Source organism: Mycobacterium sp. NGS66 (assembly GCF_059812225.1).
Genome location: NZ_JCALCG010000002.1, coordinates 574320 through 590623, shown reverse-complemented (window position 1 = coordinate 590623; position 16304 = coordinate 574320). Strand labels below are relative to the sequence as shown.

The window sequence follows — 16304 nt, the reverse complement described above, 5'->3', positions numbered from 1 at the left end:
CAGATAAGAATGACAGACTGTTGCCGTGAGCCCGGCGCGAATCTACGGCGGCATGACAGCCGAGCAGCGGGAGGCCGGGCGTCGGGCGCGCCTGATCGACACGGCGATCGAGTTGATGGGCACGCGGGGTGCCGCCGACACCACGGTCACCGCGGTGTGCGCCACGTCCGGGGTCACCTCGCGGTACTTCTACCAGTACTTCGCTGACCGCGACGCGCTGCTGCACGCCGTCGCCGAGCAACTCCGCACCACCATGCAAGACGCCATCGTGGCGGCCATTCCCGACGGGAGCCTCACCCCAGACGCGCTGGCAAAAGCCCCTATCCGGGCGATGCTGACCATGATCAACGACGATCCACGGCTGGCCCGGATTCTGTTCGTGGAATCCGGCACCGAGCCCACCCTGCGCCGGCTCCGCAGCGAACTGCTGGCCAGCTTCGCCGACCTGGTCTGGCAGCAGTCCAGGCTGCACCTGAACATCTCCGATTCCGCGGCCGAAGTCGGGCAGCTCGCCGCCATCGTGGGCGTCGGCGGGGTGTTCGAGGTGTTGCGCCGCTGGGCCGACGGCGAACTCGACTACACCCCGGAGCAACTCGTCGAGCACTGCGCCGGGTTGTTAGGCAGCCTCGCCGGCTACGTGCTGAGTGAGCGCGGCGCCACCCAATAGGTGGTCGCATGCGCCCGGCCCAAACTTGCCATTGACTAATGTCACCATTTGCGGTTGACTGCGTCGCATGAACGACGTCGTTCCGGCCCGGGGGTCGCTGCGCTCTCGTGGCGCGGCAGCCGTCAGTACATATACATTGCGACCGCTGAGCGGGCTGATCCCACCCGAACGGGCGTGGGGAATCTGGCTGTCGAGACAGATCATCGCCAAAATCATGGGCACCCTTGGCCCTTCGCTGGCCGGCGCCCGCGTCGAACAAGTCGACACGACACTGCCCGACGGTCGCCGGGTCAAGGGCGAATGGGTCTACGGCCCCCGCACCCCCACCAGCCAGGCCAGTCGTCCAGTCGACGCGGATCCATTACGGACCGAAGCCATCTACTACGTGCACGGCAGCGGATACGCCGTCTGCTCGCCGAAAACACACCGTCGATTGACGGCGTGGTTGTCATCATTGACCGGGCTGCCGGTATTCAGCATCGATTACCGGCTTGCGCCCCGCCACCGCTTTCCCACCGCCGCCGACGACGTACGCGCGGGCTGGGACTGGCTGGTAGACGCCTGTGGTGTGTCAGCGAAACAGATTGTGGTAGCTGGTGATTCGGCGGGGGGCCATCTTACGGTCGACTTGTTGCTGCAACCCGAGGTGGCCGAGAAAAAGCCCGCCGCGCTGGTGTTGTTCTCGCCGCTGTATGACCTCACGTTCGAACTTTGCCTCGCGCGCGAGCGGGTCCGTCCCGATCCCGCTATCCGCGCGGCCGACGCGCTTCGCTTGGTCAAGCTCTATCACGCCGGTATGGATCTCACCCATCATCGGCTGAGACTCGACGTCGCCGGCGGCGCGGTGCTTCCGCCGACGCTGATCCAAGCGGGTGGCGCGGAAATGCTGCAGGAGGACGCCCGCCAGCTCGCGGCGGACATCCGCGCCGCCGGCGGCAGGTGTGAGCTGCAAATCTGGCCGCACCAGGTACACGTTTTCCAGGCACTGCCGCGAATGACACCCGAAGCGGCCAAAGCCATGGTCTACGTGGCCCGTTTCATCGCGCATGCGTTGCAGGATGCTCGCCTGCCGGCCGGTGAGAAGGTGGGCTGACGATGCTCGGACCCCTGGACAAGCTGCTAAGCAAACCGAAGACCACCCACGGCGCCTACGCGGTCGTGACCGGGGCGGGTAGCGGGATCGGCGCGGCGTTCGCCGTCGAGCTCGGCCGCCGCGGCGGCATGGTGGTCTGCAGTGACATCAACGAAGCCGCAGCCCAAAACACCGCCGACGCGATTATCGAGCGGGGTGCCAAGGCGACGGCGATCCGCTGTGACGTGTCCCGATTCGACGACGTGTGCGCGCTGGCCGAGCAGTCGCAGTCCTGGTTCGGTGCACCGCCCACGCTGGTGATCAACAACGCCGGTGTCGGCGCCGGCGGCGACGCGATCGGTGACACGCCACTGGACGATTGGCTATGGACCCTCGGCATCAATCTGTGGGGGCCGATACACGGCTGCCATGTATTCACCCCGATCCTGCGCGAAGCCGACCCCTCCCATGCGCCGCGCGGAATCATCAATGTGGCGTCGGCGGCGGCGTTCGGTGCGGCTCCGGGCATGGCCGCCTATAACGTCAGCAAGGCCGGGGTGCTCTCGCTGTCAGAAACGTTGGCGGCCGAATTGTCCGGCACCGCAATCAGAGTCACCGTGCTCTGCCCCACCTTCGTTAAGACCAACATCGTCGAGTCGGGCCGGATCAGTGAGCAATCCAGTGAACTCGCCGCCAAGTTGATGCGCTGGACCGGCTTTTCAGCGGACAAAGTGGCGCGGATATGTCTGGACGCACACGACCGCGGGGAGCTCTACTGCATGCCGCAACTCGATGCCAAGATCGGCTGGAACGTCAAACGCTTGGCGCCACAAACATTTACCCGCGCGGTTGGCGTGGTGTCGCGGACGAACAAGCACTGATCAACGGGGATCGGAAGGAGAAGCTGATGGCAATCGAAATGGATGCCATGCTCGCCAAGATCAAGGACCGGCAGTGGGCGCTCGCCGATATCGACTGGGACGCGCCCGGCGCCGACACCATCCGGCCCGAATTCCGGCCGAAGCTCAAGGCTTTCATGGCCGATCTGTGCTGGATCGAGAATGTGGGCGCTCGCGGATTCGCGGCGCTGGCCAAGAAGGCGCCCAACCCTACGGTGGCCGAGATCTACCGGTACTTCCATGCCGAGGAGCAGCGCCACGCCAACGCCGAGTTGGCACTGATGAAGCGGTGGGGCATGCTCGATGACGGCGAGATGCCCGAACCAAACGTCAATATCAGGTTGGCGATGGATTGGCTGGACACCTACGCCGACGGCATGCCGCTGTCGGTGCTGGGCACCGTGATCCCGATGCTGGAGGTCGCCCTCGACGGAGCGTTGTTGAAGTTCCTGCTGGACTCGGTGGAGGACCCGGTCTGTCATCAGGTATTCGAAAAGATCAACAACGACGAATCACGGCATTTGGCAGTCGATTTCGCAGTGCTCGACATGATCGGTCATGCCAGGGCACGTCGGTTGGCCATCGAATTCGTCGGCACCGTCGCATCGCCCGGCGTGATCATCGGCACGCTCATGTACATACCGTTGCTCAATCGCGTGCGCAACGAGATGGCCGGCATGGGAATGGAACCCGAGCGGCTGTACAACGCCGTCAAGCGTTTCAAGCAACTCGGTGAGCGCGGCGAGCACACCTGGCGGGTGCCCGCCTACCAACTTCTCAAGCGACACGCCGCGATGGTGGTCAACCCGCGCCACCCCTACCACCTGCTGGCCAATTCCATGGTGTGGTTGTCGGATCGATATCCCCAGCCGCTGCTGCGACCGGTGCCCAGCTGGTTCAAAGAACTCACCCATCAGCCCGCGGCGTGATCATGGCACGACAGCACATTTACGCGACGCTCGTGATCGGAGCGGGTTTCACCGGGCTCGGTACGGCAATCCGATTGGCCGAAGCCGGCATTGACGACATCGTCATCTTGGAGCGGTCCGATCGCGTGGGCGGAACGTGGCGCGACACCACGTATCCGGGTGCGAGCTGCGACGTTCCTTCGCTGCTGTACTCGTTTTCGTTCGTCAAGAACCCGAGGTGGTCCCGCACCTACTCTCCGGCGGCCGAGATCTGTCGGCACATCGAGGACATGACGGCCAGGTTCGACATCGGACGTCATATCCGCTTCGGACACGAGGTCACCGGGCTGACGTTCGACGAGGACGCCGGCATCTGGACCGCAACGACGAAGAACCGCAAACGCTTTAGCGCTCGCACCGTGGTACTGGCCTCCGGCCCGCTGTCCGATGTCAGCTTCCCGGACATCCGCGGCCTGAACAGCTACCAGGGTCACAAAATTCACAGCGCCCGCTGGGACCACGACTACGATTTCAGCGGCAAGCGAGTCGCCGTCATCGGCACCGGCGCCAGCGCGATCCAGATTATCCCCGAACTGGTGAAGCAGGCCGGATTCGTCAAGGTGTTCCAGCGGACCCCAGGCTGGGTGCTACCGCGTCTGGATGTCGCCACCCCCTCGGCCGTCCAGGCGCTGTTCGCCAAAGTCCCTGCGACCCAACAACTTGCCCGTCAACTGCTGTTCTGGGGCCACGAAGCCACCGCGACGGCGATGGTGTGGAACACCCCGCTGACGTCGCTGGTCGCACGGTTGGGTCAAGCCCACATCCGCGCGCAGGTCAAAGACCCGTGGTTGCGCCGGCAGCTGACCCCCGACTTCGCACCGGGCTGCAAGCGCATGCTCATCTCCAGCGACTACTACCCCGCGCTGCAGCGCGAGAACTGCAAACTCATCGACTGGCCGATCGCAACGCTGAGCCCGGTGGGCATCCGCACCAGCGACGGCATCGAACACCACCTCGACTGCATCGTGTTCGCCACCGGTTACGACGTTCACCTGACCGGCCCGCCATTCCCGGTGACCGGACTGGGTGGCCGGTCCCTGGCCGCCGAATGGGCCAACGGCGCACAGGCTTACAAGAGCATCAACGCGCACGGGTACCCCAACTTGTTCTTCATGACCGGGCCCAACTCCGGACCCGGACACAACTCGCTGCTGGTCTACGTCGAAGGCCAGCTCGACTACGCGGTGCGCGGTATCAGCACCATCCTGGACAACGACTTGCGCTATCTCGATGTGCGCGCAGAGATCCAACAGCGCTACAACCATCGCATCCAGCGCCGGCTCACCAAGACGACATGGATGTCGGGTTGCCGCAGTTGGTATCTCACGAAGGACGGCTTCAACGCCGCCATGTACCCCGGCACCGCGACGCAGTATCTTCGGCAGATGCACGATTTCCGCTATTCGGACTACGACGCGGTGGCCAAAGACGCCCCCGCGCTGGTCAGCTCCTCCGCGTGACGCGGCGCTCGCACATGGCACCCGACCGACCAGCACGGCCAGAACCCGGCACGGTCGCCAGCGTTTTGCACAACGTGCGCAGAGCGCCCAAGCGGGTCCGGCGGCAATCGCGCGAATTCCGTGAATTCGTCGAGACGGCGGTATCGCAGCTGTTCGACGCGGCGGTCCGCCATCCCCACGACATCGCGGCGTCCGGTGAATACCGGATCGACGACCTGGCCCGGCTGGCTGGCACCACCACGCGCAACATCCGGGTCTACCGCGACCGCGGATTGCTGCCTCCGCCATTGCGGGTTGGCCGGATCGCGTTGTTCAACGACACCCATCTGACCCGGCTGCGGCTGATCACCTCGATGCTCGACCGCGGATACAACATCGCACACGTCCGGGAAATGCTCAGCGCCTGGGAGGAGGGCAGGAATCTCGGCGATGTCCTCGGCCTGGAATCCGCCATCGTGGGCACCTGGACCAGTGAGAAACCGCGGACGATGCCGATCGCCGAAGCCAAGCGACTTGTCGACGACGCGCGTGCATTCCAGCGCCTGGTGGACCTGCAGGTAATCCGGGTTGAGGGACAGCAGGCTACAGTCACCAGGCCCAAACTCCTCGAGGCGTTCAACGAGATTCGCGGCTACGGGATCAGCATCGACAAGCTCATCGACCTGCACGAGCAGATCGCGCCCAAGATCGACGAGATCAGCGACATTCTGGTGCGCGCGGGCGCCGAACACGTCCAGGACCGCATCAAGCCGGGAGGGCCGCTGCCTGCCGATGCCGAAATCGCCGAGTTGATCACCATGCTGGTCCGATTCCGCACCCAGGCTGTCGCCAGCGTCACCGCGACACTCGCGTCCTCGATCGAGTCGACCATCGAGTCGCTGGTCAGCCAAGTGCTTGCCGACTACCTGGTGCAAACCTCGGAATCGGAGAGCGCGCCGGGACTGCGACAGGTCCAGTGAGCGCCCGCTGCGCCGGTGCGCACCGCGGCTATTGGCGCGCAATGAGATACGGCGCGAGGGTGGACAATTTCTCGCAGGTCTCCTCGAATTCCCGCTCGGGTTGCGATGATTCGATGATGCCGGCGCCCGCCCGCAGCCACGTTTTTCCGTCGCATTCGTAGACTGCCCGCAGCGTCAGCGCCGCGTCCAGGCCACCGTCGGCGGAAAAGGTCACGATTGCACCGGAATACATTCCGCGCGGGGCTTCGTCGAGACGCAAGATCGCCTCTACACCGGCCGCTTTCGGGATGCCCGACGCGGTCACCGCGGGAAACAGCGCCTCCAGCGCAGCCATCCGGTCGCTTGCCGGGTCCAGCCGCGCGCTGATCGTGGAGCCGAGATGCTGCACACTCCCCCGTTCGCGTACGGTCATGAAATCGGTGACCGCAGCGGTGCCCGGCTCGGCGATCTCAGTGATCTCCTGAAGCGAGCTTCGCACCGAAATCGCATGCTCAACAATCTCTTTCGAGCTTGATTCCAATTCTTCCCGAGCCCGGCGGTCAAGCAGCCGACCACGACCGAGCGCACGGGTGCCGGCCAACGGCTCGGTGATCACCTGCCCGTCGATGTGCACGGCCGCGACGAGTTCCGGGCTGTACCCGAGGGCCCGAATACCGCCCAGCCGCAGCAGAAACGACCGGACGGGAGTGTTGTGTCGCCTTCCCAGCCGGTAGGTCGACACAAAGTCGAGCGCGAAAGGCACACCAACACAACGGGATAGGATCACCTTGTGGTACTCGCCGCCGGCGATCTCGCGAACAGCGGTGGCCACGCGATCGCGATAGCCCGACGAGTCGGCCGTCACCTCAACCGGTCGCCCGCGCGGCAGATCGCGCACACCGTCGTCCAGAAGCCGGCGAACGGCGTCACGGACCTCATCGTCGGCGCCGCAGAGGCGAACCGCCTCCCTTGTGACCCGAATCCGGATCCTGGGCCAAAAGACCCGCGCCAGAGGGGTTTTCGGTGCCAGCCGCTCCTGCAACCCGTAGCGGTAGACGCCGAATTCAAACGCGATCCACCCGAATACCTGGTCGGTTTCCAGCAGCAGCCGGTCCACAGCTTCGGCCAACACCGGCCCCGGCCGGCCCGACCACTGTTGGCGTTGCGTTACACCGTCGCGGACCACCCGCAGCTCGTCACTGTCCAGCTCGACCATGGCCAGCACGCCGATCGCCAAAGCCCATTCGCCGTCGTTCTCGTAGAGCAGATATTGCTCGCCGACGCGCTCAGGCAACAGCGCGGCCAGCTCGGCTGCCAGGTCGGCAGGGTCGATATCGGCGGGCAGGGGAATCGACAGTGACGCGGTGTCTACAGAACCCGTCTCGACGCTGACCTCGGTCACAGCTAGTAAATGTAGCCTAACCTATCAAACTTTGCGCGGTCCGGTCCGTCGCATGCCCACCGACCTGCACAGATGGGTTAAATTTCGCGCGGAATTAAACGGTGGACGAAATCTGGCCGGCGTCATGTCCAGGTTGGAACCCGCCGCCCCCTAACCCGGCGACGCCCTGTTTCCGCAGGCAGCAGCGTTGAACCGATACTCGCCCGCGATGAGCGCGCTGCCTGCCGGACGACAAGAGTTTTATGACCGTTTACCTGACCGTCAGGCGACGCCCGACTGCAGTCTCCGGACTTCTCCTAACATCACGCGTGATCGCAAGATCGCGCCCGCGGCCCGGCGAAGGAGCGGCGATGGAAAGGATTAACGAACTTTTAACGACCGACGTACCCGGCCAATTCCACATCCGCCAGCTACCACCCGGTTCACGACCCAGCAACATATCGATCGAGGGGACAATCTCATGTTCGTAATCCGGCTCTCGAACGGCGAAGAAATCGCAGCAGCCGACGGGGACGAACTCACGATCAACCAAGAGACTGGCGTACTTACGGTTTCGCGGGTCGACGGCTTCGAGGAAACCACGGTGCACTACTCACCATCGGCATGGCAATCGGTGACACATCGCAGGCGCGGAGTCGGCGTCAGGCCGTCGCTGGTCTCGACCGCCAAGTAAGCGGCCCATTCTCGGCAAACTGTCTGGTCACCGCGATGACAGGGCAGTTTGGCGCACTTGCCCGTCCCAGCAGCTGACACGCCCGTTTCCTGAGTGGCGGCGTGGACTGAGCGGGTCTAAGTTCCAGAGCAGTTTGGGAACTCATGGTCGCTCCGTGCAGGCTCGGTGCTTCCTTGACGGCCGCACCGGGAAGGGGAGGCAATATGCTGCAAGAGTTTTGGCACAATTTCACGCACAATTTGTTCAAGCCGCTCTTGCTTTTCTTCTACTTCGGTTTCCTGATCCCGGTCCTCAAGGTTCGGTTCGAGTTTCCGTATGTGATCTACCAGGGCCTGACCATGTACCTGCTGTTGGCCATCGGGTGGCATGGCGGCGAGGAGCTGGCCAGGGTAAAGCCTGCCGACATCGACAACATCGCCGGATTCGTGGTTCTGGGCTTCTTTTTGAATTTCCTGATCGGTGGTTTGGCGTATCTCCTGCTGAGCCGCTTGAGTACCATGCGACGAGTCGACAAGGCAACGGTGGCCGGCTATTACGGGTCGGACTCGGCCGGCACCTTCGCCACCTGTGTGGCCGTACTAACCAGCGTCGGCATCGCATTCAACGCATACATGCCAGTCATGTTGGCGGTCATGGAGATTCCGGGCTGCCTGGTGGCGTTGTATCTGGTTGCGCGCCTGCGTCATCGAGGATTGGACGAGGCGGGATTCATGCCCGACGAGGCGGGCTACACGCGGCCAGCCAAGGTAGGGGTTGGCCCCGGGACAGCGACCCGGCCGGCAAACGGCGAGAGCCTCGAAAGCCAGGAGAGCGCGCTCGACCTGGAACTGGAATTGTCGCTGGAAAAGATGGAGCATCCGGAGTGGCAGCCCCTCACCACCGTTAAGAAGCCACGCATCTTCTCCCGCGAGCTTTTTCAGGAAGTCTTCCTCAACCCTGGGCTAGTGCTGCTCCTCGGCGGCATCATCATCGGCCTGATCAGTGGCCTGCAGGGCGAAAAAGTCATTCACGACGACGACAACTTCTTCGTGCTGGCGTTCCAGGGCGTGCTGTGCCTTTTCTTGCTCGAGATGGGGATGACGGCGGCGCGGAAATTGAAGGACTTGCGTTCGGCGGGCCTGGGTTTCATCTTCTTCGGTCTGCTGGCGCCCAATCTGTTTGCCACCATTGGGATCATCGTCGCGCACAGCTACGCCTACCTCACCGACACCGCGTTCAAGCCGGGAACGTACGTGCTGTTCGCCGTGCTGTGCGGCGCGGCGTCCTACATCGCCGTGCCGGCCGTGCAGCGGCTGGCCATTCCGGAAGCCAGTCCCACGCTGCCGCTGGCCGCATCGCTGGGCTTGACTTTTTCCTACAACGTCACAGTCGGAATTCCGCTCTACATAGAGATTTCCCGGATGGTCGGGCACTGGTTCCCGGTGAGCTGACGTCAGGCGACGGTTATCCCAGCAGCGTGCGGACCACCGCATCGGCCAGTAGCCGTCCCCGGGGGGTGAGGACGAATCGGTCGTTCTCCGCTACCAACAGCCCGTCAGCGCATAGGGCCGCGGCGCGTTCCCGCTCCTCCACACCGAGCGGCGCCAGCGGAAGCCCTTGACGCAGGCGGGTTTTCAGCATCACGTCCTCGGTATGCCGGGTATCCGGACCGAGCTGCTCGAAGCCGGCCACCGGTAGCGTCGCGGCGGTCAGCGCCATCGCATAGCTGTTGGGGTGCTTGACATTCCACCAACGCGTCGCACCGACGAAACCATGCGCGCCGGGTCCCGCGCCCCACCACTGGCCACCGTCCCAGTACCCGAGGTTGTGCCGGCACTGTCCGCCCGGTCGCGACCAGTTGGACACTTCATACCAGGCGAGGCCGGCCGCCGATAGCCGCTCGTCGACCAATCCGTAGCGATGCGCCAGCACGTCGTCGTCGGGAGCGGCCAGCTCCCCGCTGCGGACCCGTCGGGCCAGCGCGGTGCCTTGCTCGACGATCAGCGAATACGCCGACACATGGTCGACCCCGGTTTCGACCGCGGCGTCGATAGAGCGCAGCAGGTCGTCGTCGGACTCGCCGGGGGTGCCGTAGATCAGGTCGAGGTTGACGTGTGCGAACCCGGCAGCCATCGCCTCGCGGGCGGCCGCCGTCGCCCGGCCGGGTGAGTGCACCCGGTCGAGGGTGGCCAGCACCCGCGGCGCCGCCGATTGCATACCAAGCGACACCCGCGTGTAGCCGGCCGCCCGGATCTGCTCGAAGAACTCCGGCCACGTCGACTCGGGGTTGGCCTCGGTGGTGATCTCGGCGTCGGCGGCCAGCGTGAAGTGATTGCGCACCAGATCGAGCAGCTTGCTCAGCCGCTCGCCGCCGAGCAGCGACGGCGTCCCCCCACCGACGAACACGGTGTCCACCGCCGGCGAGTCGAGCCGGGCGGCCGCCAGCTCCAGCTCGGTGCCCAACGCCTGCAGCCAGGTGTCCGGGTTGACCCCACCGAGCTCAGCCGGGGTGTAGGTGTTGAAATCGCAATAGCCGCAACGAGTTATACAGAACGGCACGTGCACGTAAATGCCAAACGGAGGGCCGGGACTCGGCTGCATGCCGGGCAGGTCGACGGGCGCCTCACGAACGGTCATGCCAAATCATCGCACGGCAGTGACTTTCCCAGCCGATTCCCGGCTTTGTTTACCTTTCCACCCAGACTTACCGGCTAATTTTAATCACTGTGAGCACAAATTTGACCTGGTTACGATGTTCGTCGCCATCCATGGCAGAATGGCACCCGTGACCGTCACAAACCCCAGCTCGCGTATCGCCTTGGTGGCGCGGCGGCACATCGATCTCAAGCGTGTCTGCAGCTGTTGCTGTCTCCCTTGATGTCGTAGACCCAGCCCACCTGTACGACCAGCTGGCCGCCGGATCTGCGCCTCCCAGTCAGAACCGGTGAGGTGCGCCGTCACGCCCGCGAATGTTCGCGAAGGAGAACTTCCGTATGACCGCAGCCCGTCCCGCCGGGGCACGAAATAAGGCCCGTGATGAGGGTCAGTGGGCGCTGGGAAGCCGTGATCCGCTCAACGCCAACGAGGAGATGAAACAGGCGGGTGCGCCGCTGGACGTGCGGGACCGCATCCTGAACATCTACGCCAAGAACGGCTTCGACAGCATCGAGAAATCCGACCTGCGTGGGCGTTTTCGCTGGTGGGGCCTCTACACCCAGCGTGAGCAGGGTTACGACGGCTCGTTCACCGGCGACGAGAACGCCGACCTGCTCGAGGCCAGATATTTCATGATGCGGGTGCGCTGCGACGGCGGCGCGCTTTCCACCGCCGCATTGCGCACCGTGGGCCAGATCTCGACCGAGTTCGCCCGCGATACCGCCGACATCTCCGACCGGCAGAACGTCCAGTTGCACTGGGTCGAGGTGGAAAATGTCCCGGAAATCTGGCGGCGGCTGGCCGAAGTCGGACTGCAGACCGCCGAGGCGTGCGGTGACTGCCCGCGTGTGGTGCTGGGCTCGCCGCTGGCCGGCGAATCGCTCGACGAGGTGCTCGACCCGACCTGGGCGATCGAGGAGATCGTCCGCCGCTACATCGGAAAGCCCGATTTCGCCGATCTGCCCCGCAAGTACAAGACGGCGATCTCGGGTCTGCAGGACGTCGCGCACGAGATCAACGACATCGCCTTCATTGGGGTCAACCACCCCGAACACGGGCCTGGGCTGGACCTGTGGGTGGGCGGCGGACTGTCGACCAACCCGATGCTGGCCCAGCGGGTCGGCGCGTGGGTGCCGCTCGACGAGGTGCCCGAGGTGTGGGCAGCGGTGACCTCGATCTTCCGCGACTACGGCTACCGGCGGCTGCGCTCCAAGGCTCGCCTGAAGTTCCTGATCAAGGACTGGGGTATAGACAAATTCCGCGAAGTGCTCGAGACCGAGTACCTCAAGCGTCCGTTGATCGACGGCCCGGCCCCCGAGCCGGTCAAGCATCCGATCGATCACGTCGGCGTGCAACGTCTGAAGAACGGGCTCAACGCCGTCGGCGTCTCCCCGATCGCCGGCCGGGTGTCCGGCACCGTCCTGTCGGCGGTGGCCGACTTGGCCGAGCGGGCGGGTTCGAGCCGGGTTCGGTTCACGCCGTACCAGAAGCTGGTCGTCCTGGACATACCCGACGACAAGCTCGACGAAACTGTCGCCGGCCTGGAAAGGCTTGGGCTGCAGTCGCGTCCATCACACTGGCGCCGGAATCTGATGGCATGCACCGGAATTGAGTTCTGCAAGCTGTCATTCGCCGAAACCCGCGGCCGCGCCCAGGTTTTGGCGCCCGATTTGGAACGTCGGCTGGAGGACATCAACGCCGCGCTGGACGTGCCGATCACCGTCAACATCAACGGCTGCCCCAACTCGTGTGCCCGAATTCAGGTGGCCGACATCGGCTTCAAGGGCCAGATGGTCGACGATGGTCATGGCGGCTCGGTCGAGGGTTTTCAGGTGCACCTGGGCGGCAGCCTCGGCCTGGACAGCGGTTTCGGCCGAAAGCTGCGCCAGCACAAGGTGACCAGCGACGAGCTGGGCGACTACATCGAACGCGTGGTGCGCAACTTCCTCAAGCATCGCGACGAAGGAGAACGTTTCGCGCAGTGGGCAATTCGTGCCGACGAGGACGACCTGCGATGAGTGGCCAAACGACCAGGCCCACCGAGGCGGAGCTGCGCGAGCTGGCGGCGCGCGGTGCCGCAGAACTCGAGGGCGCCGACGCGACCGAACTGCTGCGCTGGACCGAGGAGCACTTCGGCGGTGTCAACGGGCCGCGAGGATGGGCTACATGTAACTACGTGGTGGCGTCGAACATGCAGGACGCCGTGCTGGTGGATCTGGCCGCCAGGGTGCGTCCCGGTGTGCCGGTGTTATTCCTGGACACCGGTTATCACTTCGTGGAAACCATCGGCACTCGCGATGCGATCGAGTCCGTCTACGACATACGGGTGCTGAACATCACGCCCGAGCACACCGTCGCCGAACAGGACGAGCTGCTGGGCAAGAACCTGTTCGCTCGCGAGCCCAACGAATGCTGCCGGCTGCGCAAGGTGGTCCCGTTGACCAAGGCGTTGCGCGGCTATTCGGCCTGGGTGACCGGTCTGCGTCGGGTCGAGGCGCCGACGCGCGCCAACGCACCGCTGATCAGCTTCGACGAGGCGTTCAAGTTGGTCAAGGTCAACCCGTTGGCCGCCTGGACCGACGAGGACATGCAAAACTACATCGACGAGAACGATGTGTTGGTGAATCCGCTTGTCTACGAAGGGTATCCGTCGATCGGCTGCGCTCCGTGCACGGCGAAGCCGGCCGAGGGCGCCGACCCGCGCAGCGGGCGCTGGCAGGGACTGGCCAAGACCGAATGTGGGTTGCACGCGTCGTGACCGCGCTCGTCTTGACTGCGCACGGCAGTGCGGATCCACGCTCGGCGGCCAATGCGCGCGCCGTCGCGGAGCGGGTGGCGTGGATGCGGCCGGGTCTGGATGTGCGGCTGGCGTTTCTGGAACACAGTTCGCCTGGTTTGGTCGATGCGCTCAATTCGGTTGACGGCCCGGCGGTGATCACTCCCCTGCTGTTGTCGAACGCCTATCACGCCCGCGTCGACATTCCGCGCCAGATCGCCCGTTGCTGTGCAGCATTGGACGTTTGGCAGGCCGATGCGCTCGGCGAGGATGACCGGCTGATAGCGGTATTGCGGCAGCGGGTGGCCGAATTAGGTGTGTCCCGGTTCGACGAGAAGCTGGGTGTGCTCGTGGTGGCGATCGGTACCTCCGATCTCGCCGTCAATGCGCGGACTGCACGGGTAGCGGCCAAGCTGCTGACAGGCACCGGGTGGGCCGGTGCGACAACGGCGTTCGCCACCGGGACGGAGCGTCCGCTGGCCGAGGGATTGGGCCGGCTACGCCGCCAGGGCGCCCGCCGGGTGGTCATCGCGCCGTGGTTTCTGGCGCCGGGGCGGGTGCCCGACCGGGTACAGCGCTTCGCGGACAACGTCGGCATCACCATGGCCGCGCCGCTGGGCGCGCACCGATTGGTGGCCGAGACGGTGCTGGATCGCTTCGATCAGGCTCTCTTACCTCGAGCGGAGCGAATCGCGGCCTGAGCGCGCTGGTGTCGTCGCACGGCGTTGTCCACAGTCGGGCGTTTGTCCACAGGAGGCAGCTCTTGCGGTGATCGGTGTCGGCACGCACCGAGTAGCATTCGAACATGTTTTCGATCGCGGCACCGGCAGAACTGGTCGCCGAGCTCGACGGCTTCGACGCCGCCTGGTCGCCATGCACGAGTTGGACCTCGATCCCCTCGCGCACTTGTAATACGGCGTACTACAACTTGGGGTAACATGGCCGTGTGGATGGACAGGGACGACCACCTCGCCCGGCACAAGGTCACCCATCGAGCAGGCCGAGGAGGCGCTGAGTGATGCCAACCGCATAGTCTTCAATCCCGATCCGGCGGCAAAGAGCGGCGGCAGGGGTGTGCGCACCGTCGGCTACAGCCGCAGCGCCGGAGCCGTCCTATGCGTCATAACCGTGACCGATCGCGGAATAACGTACAGCGCAACCGCATTCCAGGGGAACACCACATACCAGCGGATATACCGGGAGGAGGGCATCAATGACTAAGAGCGAGCGCGGCAGCATCGACCAGATTCTCGACGAGGCCGCCGCCCACGCCGAAGCCGGCGACAACGACCTGGACGTCGAAACTCTGGCTCATGTCAAGGTCACTCGCGGCGGCCCGCGCACGAGGGTGCTGCAGGTTCGTTTAAACGACGACGAGCTGGCCGCCCTTGAGGCGTTGGCCGAGGAGCGCAACCTGCCCGCGTCGACCGTGGTGCGCGAAATGATCCTCAACGCACTGGACCCCGCGCCGGTGCAAGTCGCTGCCAGGCAGCGGCTCGTCGGAGAGTTCAAGCAATACCTCGACACGGTGGGCGCGGCGTCGCATGGGGTCGCATTCCCGCCTGCGCCGGCGGGTAAGGCGGCCGCTCGGAGCGGCCCACGCAAAACGGCCAGGCGACGCGGCAAGTAGCCACCGCACCCCGAACGCCACTTCGACACTGTGCGCCAACCTGCCGGTACCGAAGGACTGAATCACCACGAGAGCGGCATCTGTCCTGGGCCCATTAGGCCGACGTCAGCGTTGTCTCGTCCTCGTCGGCGTCGTGCGCCACACCGACCTCGTCGGCAATCGGCGGCACGCGAGTGGCCCGCACATAGACGGTGTCCCCGTCCCGCAATGCCAGCGCTTCGGCGTCCCCTCGGGTGATCTGCGCGGTGAATGGGCTGCCAGTGGCGGCGTTGGACAACTCCACGCGCACCTCGAAGCCCAGCGCCACCACCCGTTCGACGGTGGCGCGAACGACGCCGATCGCGTCTGCGGTGCCGTCGCCGCCGGCGATCGCCATGTCGGGGCGACGGCCCACCCGGATATCGTGCGGCCGCACCAGAACACCGTTGAGTGCTGATACGGCCCCCAAAAACGACATCACGAACGCGTTCGCCGGCGCGTCGTAGACCTCGGTCGGAGTACCCACCTGCTCGATGCGGCCCCTGTTCAAAACGGCAATCCGGTCCGCGACATCCAATGCCTCGGCCTGGTCGTGGGTGACCAGCACGGTGGTGACGTGCACCTCGTCATGCAATCGGCGCAGCCAACTCCGCAGATCCTCACGGACTTTGGCGTCCAGCGCCCCGAACGGCTCGTCGAGCAGCAGCACTTGCGGGTCGACCGCCAGCGCCCGGGCCAGCGCCATCCGCTGGCGCTGACCGCCGGAAAGCTGATTGGGATAACGGGCGTGAAACCCGCTCAGCCCCACCACTTCCAGCAGGTGGTCGACCTTCTGCTTGATCTCGGCCTTGGGCCGCTTGCGGATCTTCAACCCGTAGGCCACATTGTCGCGCACGGTCAAGTGCTTGAACGCCGCATAGTGCTGGAACACGAACCCGATCCCACGCCGCTGGGGCGGAACTCCCGTCACGTCGCGCCCGTTGATCGTGATGGTGCCGCTGTCGGGTTGATCCAGTCCCGCGATCGCACGAAGCAACGTCGACTTGCCCGAACCGCTCGGTCCCAGCAACGCGGTGAGCGAACCGGCGGGCACCACGAAATCCACGTGGTCCAGGGCGACGAAATCGCCGTAGTGCTTGTAGGCGTCGCGCACGATGATGGCGTGCTCACTGCCGGGGCGTGCCGCGATCTCGGTCATCTGCGAAT

At 64.8% G+C, this 16304-nt stretch carries 16 protein-coding genes; 13 read left to right on the top strand and 3 right to left on the bottom strand.

Going from position 1 to position 16304, the window contains the following annotated elements; translation table 11 throughout:
• Positions 1-25 precede the first annotated feature (25 nt).
• The 6 genes from AC5Y2L_RS07245 to AC5Y2L_RS07220 all read left to right on the top strand — a co-directional run bounded on the left by AC5Y2L_RS07245 (position 26) and on the right by AC5Y2L_RS07220 (position 6025).
• Positions 26-667 carry a TetR/AcrR family transcriptional regulator gene (locus AC5Y2L_RS07245; RefSeq protein WP_499934152.1) on the top strand — a complete coding sequence of 214 codons (642 nt, stop codon included), beginning with the start codon at positions 26-28 and terminating at the stop codon, positions 665-667.
• Positions 668-734: 67 nt separating this feature from the next.
• A complete protein-coding gene (locus AC5Y2L_RS07240) occupies positions 735-1760 on the top strand; it encodes an alpha/beta hydrolase (protein WP_499934151.1) in 1026 nt (341 codons plus the stop codon).
• A 2-nt stretch (positions 1761-1762) separates the two neighbouring features.
• The gene (locus AC5Y2L_RS07235) at positions 1763-2620 is read left to right on the top strand and encodes an SDR family NAD(P)-dependent oxidoreductase (protein ID WP_499934149.1); all 858 of its coding nucleotides are present in this window, start codon (positions 1763-1765) and stop codon (positions 2618-2620) included.
• A gap of 26 nt (positions 2621-2646) precedes the next feature.
• On the top strand, positions 2647-3567 hold the full coding sequence (locus tag AC5Y2L_RS07230) for a ferritin-like domain-containing protein (protein WP_499934148.1): 921 nt from the start codon (positions 2647-2649) through the stop codon (positions 3565-3567).
• Positions 3564-5066, top strand: coding sequence for a flavin-containing monooxygenase (locus tag AC5Y2L_RS07225; RefSeq protein ID WP_499934147.1), 1503 nt, complete (start codon positions 3564-3566; stop codon positions 5064-5066). The genes AC5Y2L_RS07230 and AC5Y2L_RS07225 overlap by 4 nt, the downstream gene beginning before the upstream one ends.
• Positions 5067-5080: 14 nt before the next feature.
• Positions 5081-6025 carry a MerR family transcriptional regulator gene (locus AC5Y2L_RS07220; RefSeq protein ID WP_499934146.1) on the top strand — a complete coding sequence of 315 codons (945 nt, stop codon included), beginning with the start codon at positions 5081-5083 and terminating at the stop codon, positions 6023-6025.
• A 28-nt stretch (positions 6026-6053) separates the two neighbouring features.
• Here AC5Y2L_RS07220 and AC5Y2L_RS07215 read toward each other — a convergent pair whose 3' ends face one another.
• Entirely contained in the window at positions 6054-7406 is a 1353-nt protein-coding gene (locus AC5Y2L_RS07215; protein WP_499934144.1) for a salicylate synthase, read from the bottom strand.
• A gap of 460 nt (positions 7407-7866) precedes the next feature.
• Here AC5Y2L_RS07215 and AC5Y2L_RS07210 point away from each other — a divergent pair, with 460 nt between their 5' ends.
• On the top strand, positions 7867-8079 hold the full coding sequence (locus tag AC5Y2L_RS07210) for a hypothetical protein (protein ID WP_067381971.1): 213 nt from the start codon (positions 7867-7869) through the stop codon (positions 8077-8079).
• Between the two features lie 203 nt (positions 8080-8282).
• Positions 8283-9509: a sodium-dependent bicarbonate transport family permease gene (locus AC5Y2L_RS07205; protein WP_499934296.1), complete on the top strand. Its 1227-nt coding sequence runs from the start codon at positions 8283-8285 to the stop codon at positions 9507-9509.
• 13 nt (positions 9510-9522) lie between these two features.
• Here the strand turns inward: AC5Y2L_RS07205 and hemW are convergent, their stop codons facing one another.
• The gene (gene hemW, locus AC5Y2L_RS07200) at positions 9523-10695 is read right to left on the bottom strand and encodes a radical SAM family heme chaperone HemW (protein ID WP_499934143.1); all 1173 of its coding nucleotides are present in this window, start codon (positions 10693-10695) and stop codon (positions 9523-9525) included.
• On the opposite strand from hemW, the gene AC5Y2L_RS07195 reads away from it, so the two are divergent.
• The 5 genes from AC5Y2L_RS07195 to AC5Y2L_RS07175 all read left to right on the top strand — a co-directional run bounded on the left by AC5Y2L_RS07195 (position 10628) and on the right by AC5Y2L_RS07175 (position 15119).
• Complete coding sequence (locus AC5Y2L_RS07195; protein ID WP_499934141.1) at positions 10628-10936, top strand: Ms4527A family Cys-rich leader peptide; 309 nt, start codon at positions 10628-10630, stop codon at positions 10934-10936. The two genes, hemW and AC5Y2L_RS07195, sit on opposite strands and share 68 nt — an antisense overlap.
• Positions 10937-11051: 115 nt before the next feature.
• Entirely contained in the window at positions 11052-12731 is a 1680-nt protein-coding gene (locus AC5Y2L_RS07190) for a nitrite/sulfite reductase (protein WP_499934140.1), read from the top strand.
• The gene (locus AC5Y2L_RS07185; protein ID WP_499934139.1) at positions 12728-13471 is read left to right on the top strand and encodes a phosphoadenylyl-sulfate reductase; all 744 of its coding nucleotides are present in this window, start codon (positions 12728-12730) and stop codon (positions 13469-13471) included. The genes AC5Y2L_RS07190 and AC5Y2L_RS07185 overlap by 4 nt, the downstream gene beginning before the upstream one ends.
• A complete protein-coding gene (locus AC5Y2L_RS07180) occupies positions 13468-14190 on the top strand; it encodes a sirohydrochlorin chelatase (protein WP_499934137.1) in 723 nt (240 codons plus the stop codon). The genes AC5Y2L_RS07185 and AC5Y2L_RS07180 overlap by 4 nt, the downstream gene beginning before the upstream one ends.
• Before the next feature lie 512 nt (positions 14191-14702).
• Positions 14703-15119, top strand: coding sequence for a ribbon-helix-helix protein, CopG family (locus AC5Y2L_RS07175; RefSeq protein ID WP_499934136.1), 417 nt, complete (start codon positions 14703-14705; stop codon positions 15117-15119).
• Positions 15120-15213: 94 nt separating this feature from the next.
• Here AC5Y2L_RS07175 and AC5Y2L_RS07170 read toward each other — a convergent pair whose 3' ends face one another.
• Positions 15214-16296, bottom strand: a complete 1083-nt coding sequence (locus AC5Y2L_RS07170) for a sulfate/molybdate ABC transporter ATP-binding protein (protein WP_499934134.1) — start codon at positions 16294-16296, stop codon at positions 15214-15216.
• Positions 16297-16304 lie beyond the last annotated feature (8 nt).

Excerpts from the sequence above, each read along its gene's own strand:
- AC5Y2L_RS07240 (WP_499934151.1), top strand. The coding sequence starts at position 735 with ATGAACGACGTCGTTCCGGCCCGGGGGTCGCTGCGCTCTCGTGGCGCG.
- AC5Y2L_RS07235 (WP_499934149.1), top strand. The coding sequence starts at position 1,763 with ATGCTCGGACCCCTGGACAAGCTGCTAAGCAAACCGAAGACCACCCAC.
- AC5Y2L_RS07230 (WP_499934148.1), top strand. The coding sequence starts at position 2,647 with ATGGCAATCGAAATGGATGCCATGCTCGCCAAGATCAAGGACCGGCAG.
- AC5Y2L_RS07220 (WP_499934146.1), top strand. The coding sequence starts at position 5,081 with ATGGCACCCGACCGACCAGCACGGCCAGAACCCGGCACGGTCGCCAGC.
- AC5Y2L_RS07210 (WP_067381971.1), top strand. The coding sequence starts at position 7,867 with ATGTTCGTAATCCGGCTCTCGAACGGCGAAGAAATCGCAGCAGCCGAC.
- AC5Y2L_RS07205 (WP_499934296.1), top strand. The coding sequence starts at position 8,283 with ATGCTGCAAGAGTTTTGGCACAATTTCACGCACAATTTGTTCAAGCCG.
- AC5Y2L_RS07195 (WP_499934141.1), top strand. The coding sequence starts at position 10,628 with ATGCCAAACGGAGGGCCGGGACTCGGCTGCATGCCGGGCAGGTCGACG.
- hemW (WP_499934143.1), bottom strand. The coding sequence starts at position 10,695 with ATGACCGTTCGTGAGGCGCCCGTCGACCTGCCCGGCATGCAGCCGAGT.
- AC5Y2L_RS07190 (WP_499934140.1), top strand. The coding sequence starts at position 11,052 with ATGACCGCAGCCCGTCCCGCCGGGGCACGAAATAAGGCCCGTGATGAG.
- AC5Y2L_RS07185 (WP_499934139.1), top strand. The coding sequence starts at position 12,728 with ATGAGTGGCCAAACGACCAGGCCCACCGAGGCGGAGCTGCGCGAGCTG.
- AC5Y2L_RS07175 (WP_499934136.1), top strand. The coding sequence starts at position 14,703 with ATGACTAAGAGCGAGCGCGGCAGCATCGACCAGATTCTCGACGAGGCC.
- AC5Y2L_RS07170 (WP_499934134.1), bottom strand. The coding sequence starts at position 16,296 with ATGACCGAGATCGCGGCACGCCCCGGCAGTGAGCACGCCATCATCGTG.